At 54.4% G+C, this 17,808-nt stretch carries 21 protein-coding genes and 1 tRNA gene; 12 read left to right on the top strand and 10 right to left on the bottom strand.

Annotated features, from left to right (window positions below; all coding sequences use genetic code 11):
* Positions 1 to 103 precede the first annotated feature (103 nt).
* From IG193_RS03080 to IG193_RS03070, 3 genes are read left to right on the top strand one after another with little or no spacing between them, the layout of a single operon-like run.
* The gene (locus IG193_RS03080; protein WP_192819430.1) at positions 104 to 937 is read left to right on the top strand and encodes a transporter substrate-binding domain-containing protein; all 834 of its coding nucleotides are present in this window, start codon (positions 104 to 106) and stop codon (positions 935 to 937) included.
* A 46-nt stretch (positions 938 to 983) separates the two neighbouring features.
* Complete coding sequence (locus tag IG193_RS03075; RefSeq protein ID WP_225876114.1) at positions 984 to 1,658, top strand: amino acid ABC transporter permease; 675 nt, start codon at positions 984 to 986, stop codon at positions 1,656 to 1,658.
* Position 1,659: 1 nt separating this feature from the next.
* Positions 1,660 to 2,403, top strand: coding sequence for an amino acid ABC transporter ATP-binding protein (locus IG193_RS03070; RefSeq protein ID WP_192819429.1), 744 nt, complete (start codon positions 1,660 to 1,662; stop codon positions 2,401 to 2,403).
* Here the strand turns inward: IG193_RS03070 and IG193_RS03065 are convergent.
* Positions 2,384 to 3,163 (bottom strand): iron-containing alcohol dehydrogenase, encoded by a 780-nt coding sequence (locus IG193_RS03065; protein WP_192819428.1) that lies wholly within the window; start codon positions 3,161 to 3,163, stop codon positions 2,384 to 2,386. The genes IG193_RS03070 and IG193_RS03065 overlap by 20 nt on opposite strands.
* 124 nt (positions 3,164 to 3,287) lie before the next feature.
* Between IG193_RS03065 and cysS the strand changes: the two genes are divergently transcribed.
* Positions 3,288 to 4,718, top strand: coding sequence for a cysteine--tRNA ligase (gene cysS, locus IG193_RS03060; protein WP_192819427.1), 1,431 nt, complete (start codon positions 3,288 to 3,290; stop codon positions 4,716 to 4,718).
* Between the two features lie 22 nt (positions 4,719 to 4,740).
* Here the strand turns inward: cysS and IG193_RS03055 are convergent, their stop codons facing one another.
* Both IG193_RS03055 and IG193_RS03050 read right to left on the bottom strand, forming a co-directional pair.
* The gene (locus IG193_RS03055; RefSeq protein WP_192819426.1) at positions 4,741 to 5,700 is read right to left on the bottom strand and encodes an ROK family protein; all 960 of its coding nucleotides are present in this window, start codon (positions 5,698 to 5,700) and stop codon (positions 4,741 to 4,743) included.
* Between the two features lie 108 nt (positions 5,701 to 5,808).
* A complete protein-coding gene (locus IG193_RS03050; protein ID WP_192819425.1) occupies positions 5,809 to 6,135 on the bottom strand; it encodes a hypothetical protein in 327 nt (108 codons plus the stop codon).
* 99 nt (positions 6,136 to 6,234) lie between these two features.
* Here IG193_RS03050 and IG193_RS03045 point away from each other — a divergent pair, with 99 nt between their 5' ends.
* A complete protein-coding gene (locus IG193_RS03045) occupies positions 6,235 to 6,390 on the top strand; it encodes a hypothetical protein (RefSeq protein ID WP_192819424.1) in 156 nt (51 codons plus the stop codon).
* 31 nt (positions 6,391 to 6,421) lie between these two features.
* Here the strand turns inward: IG193_RS03045 and IG193_RS03040 are convergent, their stop codons facing one another.
* The gene (locus tag IG193_RS03040) at positions 6,422 to 6,910 is read right to left on the bottom strand and encodes a hypothetical protein (RefSeq protein ID WP_192819423.1); all 489 of its coding nucleotides are present in this window, start codon (positions 6,908 to 6,910) and stop codon (positions 6,422 to 6,424) included.
* Between the two features lie 60 nt (positions 6,911 to 6,970).
* Positions 6,971 to 7,417, bottom strand: coding sequence for a hypothetical protein (locus IG193_RS03035; RefSeq protein WP_192819422.1), 447 nt, complete (start codon positions 7,415 to 7,417; stop codon positions 6,971 to 6,973).
* Positions 7,418 to 7,476: 59 nt separating this feature from the next.
* On the opposite strand from IG193_RS03035, the gene IG193_RS03030 reads away from it, so the two are divergent.
* The 4 genes from IG193_RS03030 to IG193_RS03015 all read left to right on the top strand — a co-directional run bounded on the left by IG193_RS03030 (position 7,477) and on the right by IG193_RS03015 (position 10,170).
* Positions 7,477 to 8,214 carry a DUF2208 domain-containing protein gene (locus tag IG193_RS03030; RefSeq protein WP_192819421.1) on the top strand — a complete coding sequence of 246 codons (738 nt, stop codon included), beginning with the start codon at positions 7,477 to 7,479 and terminating at the stop codon, positions 8,212 to 8,214.
* A 55-nt stretch (positions 8,215 to 8,269) separates the two neighbouring features.
* A tRNA-Gly gene (locus tag IG193_RS03025) sits at positions 8,270 to 8,343 on the top strand.
* A 124-nt stretch (positions 8,344 to 8,467) separates the two neighbouring features.
* Positions 8,468 to 8,737 carry a winged helix-turn-helix domain-containing protein gene (locus tag IG193_RS03020; RefSeq protein ID WP_192819420.1) on the top strand — a complete coding sequence of 90 codons (270 nt, stop codon included), beginning with the start codon at positions 8,468 to 8,470 and terminating at the stop codon, positions 8,735 to 8,737.
* A gap of 206 nt (positions 8,738 to 8,943) precedes the next feature.
* Positions 8,944 to 10,170, top strand: coding sequence for a nicotinate phosphoribosyltransferase (locus tag IG193_RS03015; RefSeq protein WP_192819419.1), 1,227 nt, complete (start codon positions 8,944 to 8,946; stop codon positions 10,168 to 10,170).
* Here IG193_RS03015 and IG193_RS03010 read toward each other — a convergent pair.
* Complete coding sequence (locus IG193_RS03010) at positions 10,141 to 10,596, bottom strand: GIY-YIG nuclease family protein (RefSeq protein ID WP_218042169.1); 456 nt, start codon at positions 10,594 to 10,596, stop codon at positions 10,141 to 10,143. The two genes, IG193_RS03015 and IG193_RS03010, sit on opposite strands and share 30 nt — an antisense overlap.
* Positions 10,597 to 10,686: 90 nt before the next feature.
* Here IG193_RS03010 and IG193_RS03005 point away from each other — a divergent pair, with 90 nt between their 5' ends.
* Both IG193_RS03005 and IG193_RS03000 read left to right on the top strand, forming a co-directional pair.
* Complete coding sequence (locus IG193_RS03005) at positions 10,687 to 12,390, top strand: 2-oxoacid:acceptor oxidoreductase subunit alpha (RefSeq protein WP_192819417.1); 1,704 nt, start codon at positions 10,687 to 10,689, stop codon at positions 12,388 to 12,390.
* Positions 12,387 to 13,235, top strand: a complete 849-nt coding sequence (locus IG193_RS03000; RefSeq protein WP_192819416.1) for a thiamine pyrophosphate-dependent enzyme — start codon at positions 12,387 to 12,389, stop codon at positions 13,233 to 13,235. Before IG193_RS03005 ends, IG193_RS03000 begins: the two co-directional genes overlap by 4 nt.
* Before the next feature lie 26 nt (positions 13,236 to 13,261).
* Here IG193_RS03000 and IG193_RS02995 read toward each other — a convergent pair whose 3' ends face one another.
* On the bottom strand, positions 13,262 to 13,927 hold the full coding sequence (locus tag IG193_RS02995) for a hypothetical protein (protein ID WP_192819415.1): 666 nt from the start codon (positions 13,925 to 13,927) through the stop codon (positions 13,262 to 13,264).
* Positions 13,928 to 14,018: 91 nt separating this feature from the next.
* On the opposite strand from IG193_RS02995, the gene IG193_RS02990 reads away from it, so the two are divergent.
* Positions 14,019 to 14,648: a PD-(D/E)XK nuclease family protein gene (locus IG193_RS02990; RefSeq protein WP_192819414.1), complete on the top strand. Its 630-nt coding sequence runs from the start codon at positions 14,019 to 14,021 to the stop codon at positions 14,646 to 14,648.
* Here the strand turns inward: IG193_RS02990 and nucS are convergent.
* The 3 genes from nucS to twy1 all read right to left on the bottom strand — a co-directional run bounded on the left by nucS (position 14,632) and on the right by twy1 (position 17,777).
* Positions 14,632 to 15,360 carry an endonuclease NucS gene (gene nucS, locus IG193_RS02985; RefSeq protein WP_192819413.1) on the bottom strand — a complete coding sequence of 243 codons (729 nt, stop codon included), beginning with the start codon at positions 15,358 to 15,360 and terminating at the stop codon, positions 14,632 to 14,634. The genes IG193_RS02990 and nucS overlap by 17 nt on opposite strands.
* 26 nt (positions 15,361 to 15,386) lie before the next feature.
* Positions 15,387 to 16,346: a zinc metalloprotease HtpX gene (locus IG193_RS02980; protein ID WP_192819412.1), complete on the bottom strand. Its 960-nt coding sequence runs from the start codon at positions 16,344 to 16,346 to the stop codon at positions 15,387 to 15,389.
* 366 nt (positions 16,347 to 16,712) lie between these two features.
* Positions 16,713 to 17,777, bottom strand: a complete 1,065-nt coding sequence (twy1, locus tag IG193_RS02975) for a 4-demethylwyosine synthase TYW1 (protein WP_225876113.1) — start codon at positions 17,775 to 17,777, stop codon at positions 16,713 to 16,715.
* Positions 17,778 to 17,808: the final 31 nt, after the last annotated feature.

Below are 17,808 nucleotides of genomic sequence, written 5' to 3'. Positions count from 1 at the left end.
TTTATGCTTTTCTAGGAAAAGCTAAAATATCAATTATTTTAATAGATTGAAAAATAGTTACTAAATGAAAATGTTTTTAAAGGGGGTGTAGCAAAAAATGCTTATGCAGACCCAGGCAAATAAAATAAACAAAATAGCACTTGCCGCCGTCTTCATCATAGGACTTTTACTCGGCATCGGGCTAGGATACCCCCTATGGCATGGGGCTACAACGCAACAGGCAAGCTATATCGACAAGATAAAGGCTCGCGGAAAACTGGTAGTAGGGACATCAGCAGACTGGCCTCCGTTCGAGTACGTAGACAAGAACGGAAACTTCGCTGGGATAGACATCGAGATTGCAAAGAGGATTGCCAAGGCCCTAGGTGTCTCGCTAGAGATCAAAGACATGCAGTTCTCGGCATTGATAGAGGCCGTTAAAAACGGGAACATCGATATGGCCATAGCAGACATTACGCCGACCTCTGAGCGAGAGAAAGTCGTGGACTTCTCCTTCCCGTACTACTTCGCGAGCAAGGGTGTAGTAGTGACGCTGAAGAATGCCCAGATCTCCAAGCTGGAGGATCTCTACGGCAAGAAGGTTGGAGTGCAGCTCGGCACCATCCAGGAGGATTACGCTAACCAGAACCTTAAGGGGAAGGCCGAGATAAAGACTTACGACAAGGTCTACCCGGACATGGTCATGGTTCTTCAGCGGGGCGACGTTGACGCCATAATTATCGGCGAGAAGATAGCGGCTGCTCTCGTCACAAAGTACCCTGAATTTAAGATAGCATTCGTAGTGGGCAAGCCCACTGCCGGGGCGGCTGTAGCCCTACCAAAGGGGGCCGGTGACTTGAAGATTTTAGTAGACAAGGTAATAGAGGATCTCATAAACTCCGGAGAGATGGATCAAATATTCCTGAACGAGACCCTGAAGTGGCTTGGAGGCAGTTAAATCAAAGGGGTTTATTTAACAAGATTTTTAAATTTAGCCTTTCTGTGTGCAGGGGGTACAGAGCGTGGATTTTACAACATTCCTATTGGAATACACACCGTTCATAGCGTCAGGCCTGCTCACGACGCTCGAAATCTCCCTATTATCGTTCTCCATTGGGCTTGTCCTCGGGGCGTTCATGCTTAGCCTATCACTCTCCCCCCTACGACCAGTAGCTAGAGCATACGTCGAGCCTATAAGGGGGACGCCCCTGCTCGTCCAGCTCTTCGTACTATATTTCGGGCTCCCGTCGATTGGCGTCAAGTTGGACGCATTCACGGCCAGCGTGCTGGCGCTGGGACTGAACAGCGGAGCATACCAGGCCGAGATCTTCAGGTCGGCTGTGAAAGGGATCCCGGATAGCCAGATCCTCGCGGCAGAATCACTCGGGTTCTCGGGGTCTCAGGTTTTCCGGTATGTTATCCTGCCGCAGGCCTTGAGGATCTCGATACCCTCCCTTGTTAACGAGTTCGTCACGGTGGTCAAGGAGAGCTCGCTGGCGGCTGTCATAGGAATTGTGGAACTCACTCGGCGCGGGCAGTACGTTGCCGCCTACACGTACAGGGCCTTCGAGGCCTACATTATCGTAGCAGTACTGTACTTCGCGGTCTGCTACGCGTTCTCCCATGCTTCGAGAATTCTCGAGAAGAAGCTCAGAATACCCGGCTATACGGGTGCCTGAAATGGGGGAAGTAGTACTAGAGATGCTCGACGTCTGGGCGGGCTACGAGGGGACAGAGGTTGTAAAGGGGGTCTCCCTGAAAGTGCATAGTGGCGAGAAAGTCGTCATAATGGGTCCCAGCGGGAGTGGCAAAAGCACGCTTCTGAAGACGGCAGTTCTCCTGGTTAAGCCATCCCGCGGCAGGATATACCTCGACGGCGAAGAGATAACCTCGGGCCAGGTCGACGTTAGGGCTGCTAGAGCTAAAACAGGCTTCGTGTTCCAGAGCTATAACCTATTCCCCCACATGAAGGTTATAGATAACATCACCCTCCCCCTTAGAATAGTGAAGGGCTACAGCAGGGAGGATGCGGAGAAGAAGGCCCGGGAAATCCTAGCACAGCTCGGGCTAAGAGGGCTCGAGGAGAAGTACCCGCTCCAGCTAAGCGGCGGCCAGCAACAGCGCGTGGCCATAGCTAGAGCACTAGCCATGGATCCGATACTCTTGCTACTAGACGAGCCCACGTCTGCGCTCGACCCCGAGCTCAAGGCCGAAGTCCTAGACACGCTACGGGAGGTTGCCAAACGGGGCATAGCAATGCTCGTAGTCACGCACGAGCTCGACTTCACGCGGGACATAGCTGACCGCGTTATAATAATGGAGGACGGGAGGATAGTCGAGGAGGGCGACGCCAGAACCGTGTTGGAGAACCCCTCCACAGTGCGAACCCGCCAATTCCTGAAGCTCATAAGGAGAACAGCGTAGAGTACCTGTCGTAGAGCTCGCTACGCGACTCTATGCCCCAGTAGACGAGGAACCTCCTGTAGAACGACCACGAGTGCTCGACGAAGTGGTCGAGCTTTCTCCACATAGCTAATCTGGCCGCTTCAGCACCAGCAGGAGCTGTAACCGTCCTGAGCGCGTCTTCGAGGCTAACACCAACTAGAGCCGACACTGTCAGCGCGAGGATGAACTCTGGGCTTAACCCTACTGGTGCTCGCTCCCTGCAGAACTCCAAGTACTCCTCAACCGAAGCTCTACCCAGGCTAGGGTTCAGCATGCTTAGAACGCTCCTCTCTGCCTCGAAGCCTGCACTGTACAAGTCGAGGGGTATTACCACCTTTTGGGGCTTAATATACTGGAGGTTGTACACGGGGACGCTCGGGTCGTATACTACTGTGAGCGGCGTGACGTCTGTGCAAAAAGAGGGTTTCGTCGGGATGAGCACAAGCGGGCGAGAAGGGCTTGGGTTCTCGAAGAGGGATTGCTTGAGCCCTCCCTTTTTCAAGCGCCTTACTGAGAGCATCTTAGCCGCGTTCACGGCGTTGAACCCTCCCAGACCTACGACGCCCGTGTGTGGCTGATTATCTATCTCGCGGTGGATGCTGTCTAGCTCGAAGATGTTAATGCTCTTAGCCTCGTAGGACTCCCCGGGTAATTTCACGGGGAGATCTGCGTCCTTGACAACCACGTAGGATCCCTCCAACCCCAGCCGAGAAGATTCTACGTACTCTATACACTCCATACACCCCTGGCTACACGGTAGAAGTATTAAATTGTTCTCCTGTAAAACGGGGGAAAGCTTAAATATAGCCGCACAGAGGGAGTACGAATGGGTAAGAGACGCTAGTAGGCGGTGAAGGCGTATTGTGTTACAGGTATACAATACGTTGACTAGGAGCATTGAAGTATTCGAGCCAGTGACGCCTGGAAGAGTTCTCATGTATGTGTGCGGGCCGACGGTTTATGACTTCTCCCATGTTGGGCATGCCCGCACGTACGTCGCGTTCGACGTGATTAAGCGCTACTTGAGGCTTAGGGGGTACGACGTCGTCCACGTCCAGAACATTACTGACATCGACGACAAGATAATTAATAGAGCCAGGGAGGAAGGCAGGGATTGGAGGGAGATAGCGGACGAGTATACTAGGGACTACGTGGATTCCCTGAGGAAACTCCGCGTGTTCGTGGACGTGCACCCACGAGTAACCGAGCACATAGGCGAGATAATAGACTTCATACAGAAACTCATCGATAAGGGGCATGCATACGTAGCCCCGAGCGGCAGCGTGTACTTCGATGTCGGCACGTACGAGGACTACGGCAGGCTCAGCGGAAGGCTGGACAAGAGGATGTGGAGCCAGGAAGAGTTCGCCACAGAGAAGAAGAACCCCTACGACTTCGCGCTGTGGAAGGCCCGGAAGCCCGGAGAGCCTTACTGGGAGTCGCCCTGGGGCCCTGGAAGGCCGGGCTGGCACATAGAGTGTAGCGTTATGTCGTCCCGCTACCTTGGGAGCAGGTTCGACATACACGGTGGAGGATCCGACTTGATATTCCCACACCACGAGAATGAAAGGGCTCAGAGCGAGTCTCTTTTCGGTGAGAGGCCCTGGGTAAAGTACTGGATGCACACAGGGATGCTCCAGGTAGGCGGGGAGAAGATGAGTAAGAGCCTGAAGAACATTGTGCCCCTAAAGGACTTGTTCAACACGTACGACCCCCTGGCCGTCAGGCTGTGGCTTGCAAGTGCACACTACAGGACAGTGCTGAGTTTTAGTGACGAGGCCCTACAGCAGGCTCAAGCTAACCTCCAGAGGCTTCGCGGAGCGGCGCAACTCGTTTACAGGCTATCCCGCGAAGCCGAGCCCACTGGCCGCTTGACAGACAGCGAGTTGATGGTGCTGGAGGAGATGTCGAGGATAAGGAGGGACTTCTACGAGAGCATGGATCAAGACTTTAATGCGAGTGCGGCCTTTGCTTCCGTCATGAGGCTTGTGTCTCTGATCTACTCGCAGATTTCGACGAACCCGTCGTACACTACAGTCCTTAAGGCATATAAGCTCTTGGAGGAGTTTAATGCTGTTCTCGGGGTTCTCGACGACGTCCTCCACGAACCACCACAACAACTCGTGCCGGTAGACGAACTAATCAACCTCCTAGTAGAAGTAAGGAGCATCCTCCGGGGCCAGCGGAACTGGGAGCTCAGCGATTACATTAGGGCGAAGCTCGGCGAGCTCGGTGTAGTACTAATGGATGAGAAAGACAAGACGCGCTGGGTACTCAGGCCCCTCAGGAGTTGAGGCCCCAACTACGCGATTGCCCTCATCGGAGCGGGATCTTTTTTTCGAAGCCGAGCCCGAGGGCCAGAGCCCCCATCAACCCAACGTTGGCTCCGAGCCTCGTGAGTTTTATCCGTGGCACCCTGTTTATAGCGTACTGCCTCACGTCCCCCTCTAATCCGCTAAGAACTATGTCGGCGTTGTTCAAGGCTACAGAGCCACCAACAGTTATGAGCTCTGGGTCATAGTAGTTCGTGATCGCCGCAAACCCGTACGCATTGAACTTCTTCACCTCTAAAATGACGGCCCGGGCGAGCTTGTCGCCAGCCCTATAGGCCTCGAATACGTCGCGCGCCTCGATCCTGCTCTTTCTCGCGAGCTGTGACTCCTCAGCAAGACTGCTGTCTCTCTCTGCGAGGAACTTGGTGAACCTGGGTATCCCGCTCCCCGAACTGTAGGCTTCCCAGTGCCCTCTTCCTCCACAACCGCACACGAGCCTTTCCTGTGAATCGACGACAACGTGTCCTATCTCGTGGGCGTTCCCGTCCTTCCCCAGTAGCAGCGAGCCGTCAACGTACACACCTCCCCCTATACCCGTGCTAATAGTGACGTACACTAGATCCTCAACTCCAGCCCCATCGCCCCAGAACTTCTCGCCAACGGCAGCCGCTACAGCATCGTTTGCAAAGGCGACAGGCATGTCCACGAACTCCTTGAGAAGCCTCACGACCTCGAGCCTCTTGAAGGGCATGTTAGGTGACGCTAAGACCTCTCCTTTGGCCACGTCGAGGGGGCCCGGAGTACCCACGCCTATCCCGTAGATGTCCACTTTGAACTTCTCTCGGAGGCTGGAGATTATGCGGGCTATTTTCTCGATGTACTTGACGGGGTCGGGGAAGTCCCATGTCCTGAAAGTTTCAACCCCGAGGAGCTCTCCCTCGCTATTCCCAAGGGCGACGCGCGTGTTGGTCGCCCCTATGTCCACGGCTATGGCGTACTTCACACCTAGGAGGTTGGGTTAAAACTATTAAAGCGCCACGTCGTAACTACTGTGAATGATGACGGTAAAAAGCTGGGAACGGTGACCGGAAACCGTCGCATCTGACTGGCGTCACAACAGGAGGCGTGAGAGCATCACCACTGCATCGTAGTCTGCCAGGTTAATTTCACCCTCAATAACAAATACCCTGTCACTCGTCTTGAAAATAACTATACTCCTGGAGTCCCGCTTGAGAGCAAGCCAAGGCTCAGTCCCCCCTATTATCGCGAGAGCGGAACTAACAAGCGCCTTAAGATCCGTGACATCGGCGTGTTCGGGGTACCTGTATATAACGGCGTCAGAGTTTAAGATGGCCAGGCGAGTAACCCCGAACCTCTTCAAGGCCTCGAGGATGTCCTTGTCCTCAACTACAAACTCGATTACAGGCTCTCTATCCAAAAACACTCACACCTAAATCTCTTTTGGGGGATTCCTAATGAACTTTTCTCCTACCGATAGGAATAAATACAGGTTACTTGCGGTTGACGGTGACAGACCATGAACCCATACACTATAAACGAAGAAGAGGAGGAGTGGGAGGAAGAGTTCGAGGAAGAAGAGGAGGAGTGGGAGGACTTCGGCGAGGAGGAGGAATTCCTAGAAGAAGAGGAGGAAGAGGAGGGCTGGGAAGAAGAGGAAGAGGAAGAATTTTAAGCGTTTTATCGAGGCCTTTTTGCAGCTCCCTTTAGGCGTTTTTCCTGGAAGGCCTGATCTTTACCACTAGGAGGAGTGCAAGGCCGGCCCCTAGTATTGCGAGAACCCACGGTACGTACTCCGTGTACTCACCTCCACCAGGCTTCAAGTAATAGACGCTGAAGTATGCAACAGCGGGATCGGCATTATCCGAGATCAGAATCAAGGTAACGCTCGCATTCCTGGCGCTGTTCAGCCTGACGAAGAGCACCTGGACGACGTCTTTCCCCTGCGGCACCACCCCAACTTTCACCGTCAAGTTACTCCCCCAGTGAATCCCGTCGGCCGTCATGTTGACGTCCCTGCTTCCGTGGACATAGAGAGTAGAGTTGATAGCGGGCTGATCCCCGTAATTGCGAATCCAGACTCTTACAGTGCCAGTCCCGCCGACTCCCAGATTGAGCTCGGGAGGCACTGGGTATATCATTAGCAGGGGGCCTCTCTGGTGTTCTAGCTTGGTTTGAGGTTGTAGAACCACCATTGCCAAAACAGAAGGCAATACCAGTAATGTTAACAGCACTATCTCTCGACGCACAAGAGGCTAATCCCTACACTTCAAGATTAAAGTTTCTCCAGCGTAGATGGGGTCTAGAGGCGTTGTCATGCGGAAGGACGAGCCGGATATGGCCACTAGAGCCCAATTCCTGCAATCTGGGTATCCGGTTACAGAGACTATAGCCAGGGTGTTGTTCCTGAAGCCCACTGTGACGTCGCTAAACATAGAGACTGCTAGCAGGGCTGGCTCGCCCTCGTATATAGGGGTTGCGTTGAAGCAACTCCTTGAGTACCTGCTCTCCACGCAGAAGTTGATATAGGATATCGCGCCTATCTTTGTATTAATAGTGTCAGCGAGTAGCGCTAGGTCTCTCCTAATATTGTCGAGCTCGCTTTTAATTGAAAACAGTTTAAGGCTTAGCGCTGCTACAATAACTGTAGCGGCAATAGCCCAACTTAGGGCAAACACCGCGAATGCCTCCCCCCGCTTCACGGGGGAATAAAGATGGCTAAACTATAAAAACATGTGTCCTGTATGGGTAGGGAGGGTGTATGAGACTCACGCTCATGGTTCAATACCTCCTGGGGCTTGTACTAATGGTGCTCTTCGCGTATATGAACGCCAACTACCCTGACAAGACCTGGCTATTCTTCATGCTCTACTTCTTAGCTTTCATGGGTATAATATTCTTGGTAACTGGACGCCAAGCGAGGAGCATGCTCAGGGATCTAGAGGAAGTTAAAGGCGGCGAGAAAGTGTTTGAAGCCGACCCCCAAGAGGTTCTGAAGCTGAGGGAGAGAGACATGGAAAGAACCCGGAGCGAGCTCGCCGCTCAGGCAAAGGTAAGCCTAGTTCCCCTCGCCTCTATGATAGTGTTCATACTCATAGTTTCCGTACCGTCCCTGCGTGGCTTTTTCGACAGCGTAGGCCACATGCTGGCACAAGACCAGAAGACAGCCACTTTCTATTCCTTCCTCGCAATGTACGGAACGTTCTACGCCTTCTCGCTGGTAACAGGGCTGTACACGCGGCGCCTTCAGGCAAAGACAGGAGCGCTCAGGATAGCCACCAAGTACCTTGTCACCACCAAGGGGATCGTAGTCGACGACAGCATCCCGGTGAAATTCCCAATCAAGGGGACCGTAGTGACCGACAGCAGGAGGAAGTTCGTGGAAGTGCACCTAGTGCAGACATACATGGGTACAACTGTAAAGCAGAGAATCAGGCTCTACACCGAAGAGCCCTCAAAGCTAGCAGGCATGCTGAAGCAAGGGCTACAGGCGAAGTAGAAGGCCTTTGCCTACAAGGGAAAAATTTAAAGCCCCCGGGGCGAGTATACCTGTAGCGGCCGTAGTCTAGTCTGGTAGGATGGCGGCCTGCCACGCCGCAGATCCCGGGTTCAAATCCCGGCGGCCGCATATTTTTCGGCGGTGAAAACTCTCCGGCGTTTTCCTCCCCTGCGGGAGACTTTTCTAACCAAAAAGTAGTGAGTTCTTACGGAGAGTTTATCTACATGTTTTACCTTATAAGCCGTCGAGATACATGCCCGACAAGGTGCTGACGTTGCGGGAGGCCCTAGAACACCCACTGCGTAGGAGGATAGTGGCCCACCTACTTGAAAAGCCGGGGCTTAGTGTGCGCCAGCTCGCAAGAGAGCTCGGAATAAGCATAGGCTCGCTGACGGGGCACCTCGTCATCCTAGAGCGCGTCGGGTTAGTCGTGGAGGTTAGGCACTCTAGGAAGCTACAGTTATACGTGAACAGTGAAGTACTTGCAAACAAAGCTCTGGATCATTCTCAAGCACGAAAATAACAGGGTCAGGATTGAGGATTCTCTGGGCAGACGCTGAGTCAGGACAGCTCCGAGGAGAAGCTCTTCTTTCCTGGCCCCCGGGCCTGGCTCACGGTGCCGTGGTAGCCAGGAAGGGTTTCCGGCGGTCAGTAGCCAGGCAAGCTCTCTAGCAGGTCTCAAGGAAATGCTTTAATTCTATGAGCGGTCAGTACCTAGAGGTTGGCAACATGGAGAGCTGGGATGAGAGGTTTATTTTCGCCACGTTTGACGAGGTCTCAGCCGGGCTCACGACAGACGTTTACTTCACGCGGACTAGGCGCATCCTGCAGAAGTACGGCCTCATAGACGCCGTAGTACACGCAGAGATAACTGCGAGCAAGCTCCCAGACGGCTACAAGTGGGCAGTTTTCGCGGGCCTCCGCGAAGCCCTAAAGCTCCTGAAGGGCAGGAAAGTCACCGTGCGGTCAATGCCCGAGGGCGAAATCTTCACGCCCTCGGACTTCCACGGGAATAGAGTCCCCGTAATGACCATAGAAGGCCCCTACGGCGAGTTCCTCGAGCTAGAGACGCCGATCCTGGGCTTCCTTGCCTCGGCCTCGGGCATCGCGACGAAAGCCGCCCGAGTGAAGAAAGCTGCCGGGGACAAGATTGTCCTCTCCTTCGGGGCCAGGCGGCAACATCCCGCCCTAGCACCGTTCATAGAGTACTACGCGTACATCGGCGGGGCTGACGGTGTCTCGGCAGTCCTGGGGGCTCAGGCTCTAGGCATAAGAGCAACGGGCACAATGCCCCACAGCTTAATGGTACTCTTCAAGGCGCTTAAGGGGGATCACACGCTCGCCTGGAGAGCTTTCGACGAGACTGTCGAGGAAGATGTACTTCGAATAGTCCTCGCTGACACGTTCCTCGACGAGGTAGAGGAGTCCCTCCTAGCCGCCGAGGTATTGGGCTCTAGGCTGTGGGGCGTCAGGTTGGACACTCCCGGCTCGAGGAGGGGGAGCCTCGAGGAGATAGTGAGAGAGGTCAAGTGGAAGCTCAGGGCTAGGGGCTTTGGAGGCGTGAAGGTCGTTGTGTCTGGGGGCATCGACGAGTACAAGATACCTTCGCTCATAAAGGCCGGTGCAGACGCGTTTGGTGTGGGAGCCGCGATTTCCACGGCGCCGCCAATAGACTTTGCAATGGACATAACCGCGGTCTACAAGGACGGAGAGTGGGTGTCTATAGCGAAGAGGGGGAAGCTCTCCGGGAGAAAGCAGGTCTACAGGTGCAGTAAATGCCTGGTAGACGTCGTGACGCTGCTGGAGGAAGCCCCGCCTAAGTGTCCAGTGTGTGGCGGCGACATGGAGTCACTCCTGGAGACGTACATCGAGGGCGGTGAGTTGCTAAGAAAGCCGCCTGAGCCTAAGGAGGTGCGGCGGAAAGTTCTAGGAATGCTGAGCAGGCTCGAGCTCTAGGCTTAGAGGCTCTAAGCCTGCCTCCCGAAAAACTTCTAGGAGTGCGTCGCTACACTTCCCTACTCCCTCGTACCGCAGGAAGTGGGAAGCACATCCTCTCTTGCAGTCACTCGCACCAAAGCCCTTTATCACGTGGCTAAATCCCGCCTCCTCTAGCAGGGGTACCAGGATGCACTCCGGCTCTGCTGTTTTGGCACACACGGCACCCGAGACGCGTGCATGGGGTGATACCGTGACAAGGTCGACGTGCCACCTGACTTTCTTGTCCTTTCTCCGGTGCCTTGCGACTCTAGCTCTTATGCCCCCAGCCCCCTTGGCGGAACCGACGTAGACGTACAAGCCTGGAGCAAGCACGACTTCTCTTTTCCTAAACTCGAATCTCAGGGGGAACTTAATTTCTATCAACATAGCGTAGATACCCCTCACCCTGCGGCAATGTTTCCCGCTCATGGACACTATTATAAAACATTGCAACAAATTTATAGGGTTTTTTACATAGTTAAACCCTGGTGTGTCGTGAGTAGAGGATGGCCTATCTCGGTGCTCGTCGCAGGACCCGCTGGCGCCGGAGTTTTCGCCACGAGCATGGTTATAGGGAAGACATTACTCCGGCACGGGCACAACGTCTTCATAACGAACGAGTACCCCTCCCTTATTCGCGGCGGCCATCAGTGGGCTCTCGTGAGGAGCTCCCCCGACGAGTACATCTACTCCCACAGGAGGAGCATCGACATAGTAGTAGCCCTTGACAAGAGCTCTGTCGGAGTACATCTGAATGAGCTGAGCGCCCGCGGCCTTGTGATATGCGACGAAGCCGACTGCGGGGCTATTAGTGACCACCGTGTCAAGTCCCTTCCCCTCAGACAAATCCTGAAGGAGCTAGGAGGCCCACCTGTGGCTCTCAACACCCTCGCGTCTGGCGTCGTGTTCGGGATTCTCAGAGCATCCCATGAAGTCTTGGCCGGCGTCATACGCGACCAGTTCGCGGCCAAGGAAGAGATTGCTAGACTCAACATCGACTTAGCCAGGAGGGGATACGATCTCGGCGTAAAGCTCAAGGGGGGAGAGTTCCCACACTTGGAGCGCCGCGAGGATAACAGGGGGAAACTGCTAATTGACGGCAACTCCGCTACGGCTCTGGGCGCGCTCGCTGGAGGCATGACGTTCTTCACGGCGTACCCCATGACTCCCGCCTCCCCAATACTCCACTTCCTGGCAGAGATCCAGCGCGAGTACAACCTAGTAGTTTTCCAGCCCGAGAGCGAGCTGGCGGCGATAAACATGGCTATAGGCGCGGCGTACGCCGGCGCGCGCTCTATGGTGGCGACGAGTGGGGGAGGCTTCTCACTCATGGTGGAGGCGCTGGGGCAAGCCGCTATGACGGAGACACCAATAGTCATTGTCAATGTCCAGAGGCCCGGCCCAAGCACTGGGCTACCCACTCATACTGCGCAGGGCGATCTGAGGTTTGTTATACACGCATCTCAGGGCGAGTTCCCCAGGGTCGTGCTAGCCCCCGGTGACCCCTACGAGGCGTTTCTGCTAAGTTTCAAGGCCATGGAGATAGCGTGGATCTTCCAGATACCTGTCATAATCCTCTCCGACAAGTTCCTCGGGGAGAGCTACTGGACTGTAGAAGAATTTCCGAAGTTAACTCCAAGTAGCGGTTCTGTCATTCTCGGCGAGGTTGATGCAGGATACGCGCGGTACAAGATAACAGAGGATGGTGTCTCGCCGATGGCCCTGCCAGGCACTAGGGGGGCTTTAGTCTATGCAAACACGAGCGAACACGACGAGTACGGGCAGGGCAGTATTGATCCAAGAGTCGTCAAGGCCATGCAGGAGAAGAGGTTCAGGAAGCTCTCCAAGCTTAGAGCCTTGGCAGAGGCTGAAGGCGTTAAAACGTACGGCAGCGGTGACCGGGTAGTTGTGACATGGGGGTCTACCAAGATGCCTGTGCTAGAGGCCTTAAAGAATGTTCGGGACGTGGAGGTTGTGCAGGTACTGTGGCTAGAGCCCTTCCCTGTTGAAAGCCTGCGCCGGGAGCTCTCGGGGAAGCAATTCGTGGTTGTCGAGAACAATATGACAGGACAGCTGGTTTCTCTCATTCGTGAGAAACTCCTGATCGAGCCAGACGGTTTCCTCGGCAAGTACGACGGCAGGCAGTTTGTGGCAGAGGAAATTGAAAACTTCCTTCGGGAGAAGGGGTGGGCTAAGTGAGTATAGAGGTCTATGATACCGGTAGGAGGCCTGTCTGGTGCCCTGGGTGCGGCAACTTCGGGATACTACTCGCTCTGAGGAAGGCCCTGGCAGAGCTGAAACTAAAGCCGGAGGAGGTGGTGATCGTGACTGGGATAGGCTGCCACGGCCGCATGAGCGACTACATGCGTACGAACGCCTTCCACACCATACACGGTAGAGTTCTCCCGCTCGCCACGGGGATAAAGCTCGCAAACCCAGAATTAACTGTGATAGGGCACGCGGGTGACGGAGATGCGTACGCTATAGGCTTGGGACACCTGCCGCACGCGGCTAGGCGGAACGTAGACCTGACATTTATAGTTCACAACAACATGGTCTTCGGCCTGACTACAGGCCAGGTTACCCCTACAACGCCTAGAGGCGTAAAGACAAAGTCAACCCCCTTCGGCAACCCCGAGCAACCGCTGAACCCTGTATTACTAGCCCTCGCCAGCGGGGCGACGTTTGTAGCCAGGGGCTTCAGCGGGGACGTAGAGCACCTGAAGGAGCTGATAAAGGCCGGCATACAGCACAAGGGCTTTGCCTTTATAGACGTCCTACAGCCGTGCGTAACTTTCTTTAACACTTACCAGATGCTACGCGAAAAAGTGTATAAACTCGAGGAAGCCGGGCACGACCCCTCAGATCTGGAGAGTGCGCTCAGGCTTGCCATGCTCCAGGACGGCAGAATACCTATAGGCATCTTCTACAAAACCCAGGCACCCACGTTCGAGGAGGCGTTCAGCCACGCCATGAACCCCCCGCCTGCCCGGAGAACCCCGAAGCCCGTTGACCTGTCAAGAGCGCTCAAGAGGTTCAAGTAGCTTAGCTTGCCCCTCTCCTGAAAAGGCTACACTGGCACAGGCTCGACTACTGGCAGTATCTTCTCAACAATATAATTTCTAAACTCTTCGTCGTCGATCCTCGAAAAGGCGATGACGAGGCCGCCTGCTGAGACCCCGAAGAGCCCCTTCTCATTCCGATAGACGGCATACCTCTCCTGCCCTACTTGCATGTACCTCCTAAGTAGCGAGCTCTGCGAGAGAGGTTTTCCGTAGAGGACGACAGTGTCTACTCCTGCAACCTCCCGTAAACCAGTGAAGACGACCTGCCTTGGCTCGGCGTTTTCGCTATATAACTCGCGGAGCCTCTGGGGAGGGATGTAAACAGGCGATATCATGTCCGGCTTGCCGAAAATGGCCTCAGAGAGCGTAGAGGAGACTCTAAGACTTCTCTTCTTGCCGGAAGCCACGAGCAGAAATATCCCGCGCTTAACCCACACGAAGTGGAAGGCTACCCGCAAGAGCCTCGGAACCCTTATCGTCTCCTCGTTTGTGGTAAGCGTGTAAGGGGTAGCCTCCTCGTATGTCCCACTGACGCATCTCCCAGAGCTCTCAAGGTCGGTTATCCTAACCCCCAAGGCGTAACTGCGCCCCAGGATCTCCAAATTGCCCTTCATTAAGTAGAAGCCACTAAGCCTCTCGAAAACTTCTTCTGCCAAGATATTCTCCCTCACGTCAAAAATAGTGTAAGCTAGAGGCAATTAAACCCCCATATTACCTGCCAACACCTTTTTTATTACAGTAACGTGCAAGAATTAGCAGGATATGTCCCTCACGGCTCAAGACGTCGAGAGGATAGTCTACAGGTCTCTCCGCACGGCATACGAGAAGGACAGGGGCCCGTGGACTGCACCCCCAGACGTAATTTATGTAACTGAGCTCACAGGATGCCTTAGGAGGTCTTGGTATATTCGCGCCATGGGCGGCCCACTACCAGACGAGAAAGTGGTCATACTCCTCCTCGGCGACGACGTCCACTTCCTCATAAACAGCCAGTTCCCGCTCGGGGAGGGCGAGAAGAGCTTCGAGAAAGAATTTCAGGGCGTGAAGATTAGGGGGAGAGTGGACAGGATAGCCGGTGAAACTATTTTTGAATTTAAAACAGCAAGTTCGATACCCAAGGAGCCCAGAGACCACCACGTCGACCAAATGCAGTTATATTTCTGGCTCGCAGATCGCGCAAGGGGTTTCATTGTCTACGTCTCCAAAACGACTGGGCAAGTGAGAGCCTTCCCGGTGTCGAGAGACGAGGACAGGATAAAGCGTCTCCTAGAGCGTGCAATAAGGCTGAGCGGCTCTCTAAAACAGGGTACTCCACCGAATCCAGAGAAAGGGTGGCTCTGTGACTACTGTGAGTTCCGCGACTCGTGCCCTGCCATCAAAGAAAGCCAGTAAGCCCTCCTTTTAAAACTTCGTAGACCTTCCTCATGTTAATACGTCTAAACTCCAAGCCCTCCTTCTCCAATGCTACTGCAGCAGACCTAGTTATGCCCTGGGCTACAAGAATGCCCCGTACTCTGGGATTGATCTCCCTCCGTAGCCTATCGACATACCTTTTGAGCTGATAGACTGCGTCCACGCTTGCAGTCTCCCTCTTAACCTCCACTACAACGTAATTCCCACTACTATCTACTAATATTAAGTCGGCATACCCAGCTGTACTAATGCGCATTTCCTCCTCTAGTGGATTCAAGTCCTCGCCCAGGAGTTCCTTCGGGTTAACCATTATCGCCTTCTTAATATCCTCCTCGTCGCCCCACATCTCGAACTGTGCATTGTCCTCAATTCTGTACGTGTGTAGCCCCAAGATCCGGTACACCTTTATAGTCAGTTCTTCTCCGGGCCTGGGCCTTAGAGATCTTATAACGAGCCTATCTTCCTCGGAGTAGACGTTTACTAGACTGCTTTCAGGCTGATAGTTTACAGGGTTAACGCCTGTAGGCCTGTGAACCAAGAGGGAGCCATCCCTCTTTATAATGACTATCCTTTCACCGCGTCCAAGCTTTGAAGAAGCCCTACCCTTATACTCTATTTCACACTCTCCGACAAGAATTACAGTCTCTCTCCGTTTAATAGACTCGCGTAAAGCTTCTGCTATATCCTCCACAAGACTAGGAGGAAAAAGGGATAAGTTTAAAGTTTCTCGTAGCGCCCAAGCTCCTCTAATCTCCTCAACCTCTCTACGATGTTCGGGTGAGTGGAGAACAGTTCCAGTATTCTGTCGGCAAGGGTCACCTTCCCCTCAGCAATCTTCTTGGCAAGCCGGTAGCCCTCTAGCGCCTCCATGTCCTCCACGGCGCTGTCTGGGTCAGCGATGAAGAGCTCCTTGAATCCCGCGACGCGAACTTCAGCGCCTTCCGCCTTCAGCCTCCCGGTGTAGTTCACGATCTTGGCCAGCGCGGACATGAGCCGAGCAGCCCCGGCGCGCGGCGACGGTGCCGTCTTCACGCTGTGGTAGTCTGCGTAGTACTCCCGTATCCTGCTTAGGTGGAGGTTCGCCAGGCTGAGGATGAAATATATCAACAGGCTCAGGAAGCCCAGCGCGATAGCGCCGCTCCTGTCTCTATCCCCACCATCTTTGGAGTAGAGGAACATCCTGCCAAGGATGTAAAAGAATGCCGGCAAGACAGACACGAGAGTCATTACCTGAACGTCTCTGTGGACAATGTGCCCGACCTCGTGCCCCAGTACGCCCGCTATCTCGTCTTTGTTCAAGGCCTCTAGGAGCCCGCGGGTCACGGCAACCCTGTTGCCCGTCAGCGGAGACCCGTAGGCAAAGGCGTTAGGGTATGGGACTTCTGCGATCATTAGCTTGGGCTTCTCGCGCAAGCCGCTTTTGGACACGACCTCTTCCAGTGCTTGGTGGACGTGAGGCGCCTCGTGGTACGGTAGCTCCCTGACGTGGTAGAAGAACTCAACGAGGTAAGGCGAGACAAGCCACTGCCCGACGTTAAATATTAGTGCCAGAATGAGTGCAACAAGGGGCGAGGCTAGGCCTAGGGCGTCAAGCAGGAACACGAAAGCTAGAGTCGTTAACCCGAAGATGAAGGCTAGAGTCAGTATCATTGAGAGCTTAAGATCCTCGAGCGCCAAGCTCTACCACCAGAGACTTCTGTTATACAGGGGCTTAAAAACAATACTCTTGCTCGGCATAGTTTCCTCTTTTCTGGCTGCCTCTGGGCAGAGCCTTCGTCACTGCCGGTACCGTCCGTCTTCAACGCCACGTGCAGGGGCTACGGGCCCAGGGCGGCCGGCGCCCCTCTTCCCCACTTCTCCCCCTCCTAGGCATACTAGCGAGATCATATCGCAGCACCTATTCCAAGGTTCCGGCCTTGCTATCGACAACCGTGTCGACACCGGACTCCTTTCAGTACCCGGTTTGCCAGGGCCACTGCCAGACTGCAGGCCCTCCTGCTATGGTCTTGAGGCTCCGCTGAAAGTGGGGATCGCTAGGGTAGATTAATAGACTAGCATCCTGTAGCCGTGTTCCTCCATCGCGAAGTCCTGGACTTTCTTCTTCCACTGCTCGTCGAGCTTTTCAACGGTCTTGAACCACTCCTCTCTCATCTTGAGGTTCCTCTCCCAAGCGTCTTCGTCCCTGACGAGTAGGACTACTCGGCTCTTCTCGTCGGTTAGCTTAACCTGGTAGCCCGTCAGCTTCGAGATTTCTCCCGCGAATTTGAGGATCTCTTCTTGCGTCGGCATGGCTGTGATCGGTAGTCTCTTCTGGCTCTCGCCAACCCACGTGTAGCCCTTCAGCTCGACGAACATGGGGTTCCCGAGCTTGACGAGGGAAGCGTACCCCTCTGGGTCGACCATATTCAGCCCTTTAACCATCGTGAACCTTATGACAGTCCTGCTCTCGTTGAACTTATCCAGTAGCTCTAGGCTACGCTGAACCATCTCCCAAGCCCGCGGGACTCTGGGGTCAGCCGTGTAGTTGAAAACCTCCTCGCTGGGGCCATAAACGCTGACGTAAAGGTTCGTGGGTTGGGCGTCCTTCTTGACGAGCTGTTCCAGCCTAACGGGTATGGAGCCATTTGTGACTAGGAATGCTGTCATGTTCCTCTCCTTGACCCTCTTGATGAGCTCGGGGAGCAAGGGGTATAGCGTTGGCTCGCCGTCTAGGCTCATAGTAAAGTGCCTTGGAAACATCGCTTCCAGGAAGCGCTCGCGAGATACCTGGGGATTGCCCTTGAAGCCTACTAACAGGAGCCTCTGGGCAATTATGGAGCCGTCTATGATCTCGTCCGGCCCGTCCCAACGCCAGCCGACAGGGATCTTAAACCTGCCGGGCTGGTGCATCCTCCAGCAGAACCTACAGGAGAAGTCGCAGAAATTTAGGACAGGCGTCATCTGCACGCACCTATGGCTCTGGATGCCGTACCAGCTTTTATAGCAGAGGCGCTCGCCCCTTAAGGCCGCCCTCGTCCACCTACATATCGCGACTGCGCTATGCTTCCCGACGAGCCTGTATCCTGCCCTGAGGTAGCGTTGCACATCAAGCCTCTCCTGGACAGCCACTATTCCACCGGTTTATCCAGCTTTTTCCGAG

The organism is Infirmifilum lucidum, from assembly GCF_014876775.1.
Lineage (GTDB): Archaea > Thermoproteota > Thermoprotei > Thermofilales > Thermofilaceae > Thermofilum > Thermofilum lucidum.
This window is presented reverse-complemented; position numbering and strand designations above follow the sequence as displayed.

Excerpts from the sequence above, each read along its gene's own strand:
- IG193_RS03020 (WP_192819420.1), top strand. The coding sequence starts at position 8,468 with ATGCCCGACAAGGTGCTGACGTTGCGGGAGGCCCTAGAACACCCACTG.
- IG193_RS03065 (WP_192819428.1), bottom strand. The coding sequence starts at position 3,163 with ATGGAGTGTATAGAGTACGTAGAATCTTCTCGGCTGGGGTTGGAGGGA.
- IG193_RS03080 (WP_192819430.1), top strand. The coding sequence starts at position 104 with ATGCAGACCCAGGCAAATAAAATAAACAAAATAGCACTTGCCGCCGTC.
- IG193_RS03015 (WP_192819419.1), top strand. The coding sequence starts at position 8,944 with ATGGAGAGCTGGGATGAGAGGTTTATTTTCGCCACGTTTGACGAGGTC.
- IG193_RS03070 (WP_192819429.1), top strand. The coding sequence starts at position 1,660 with ATGGGGGAAGTAGTACTAGAGATGCTCGACGTCTGGGCGGGCTACGAG.
- IG193_RS03040 (WP_192819423.1), bottom strand. The coding sequence starts at position 6,910 with ATGGTGGTTCTACAACCTCAAACCAAGCTAGAACACCAGAGAGGCCCC.
- IG193_RS03030 (WP_192819421.1), top strand. The coding sequence starts at position 7,477 with ATGAGACTCACGCTCATGGTTCAATACCTCCTGGGGCTTGTACTAATG.
- IG193_RS02990 (WP_192819414.1), top strand. The coding sequence starts at position 14,019 with ATGTCCCTCACGGCTCAAGACGTCGAGAGGATAGTCTACAGGTCTCTC.
- IG193_RS03045 (WP_192819424.1), top strand. The coding sequence starts at position 6,235 with ATGAACCCATACACTATAAACGAAGAAGAGGAGGAGTGGGAGGAAGAG.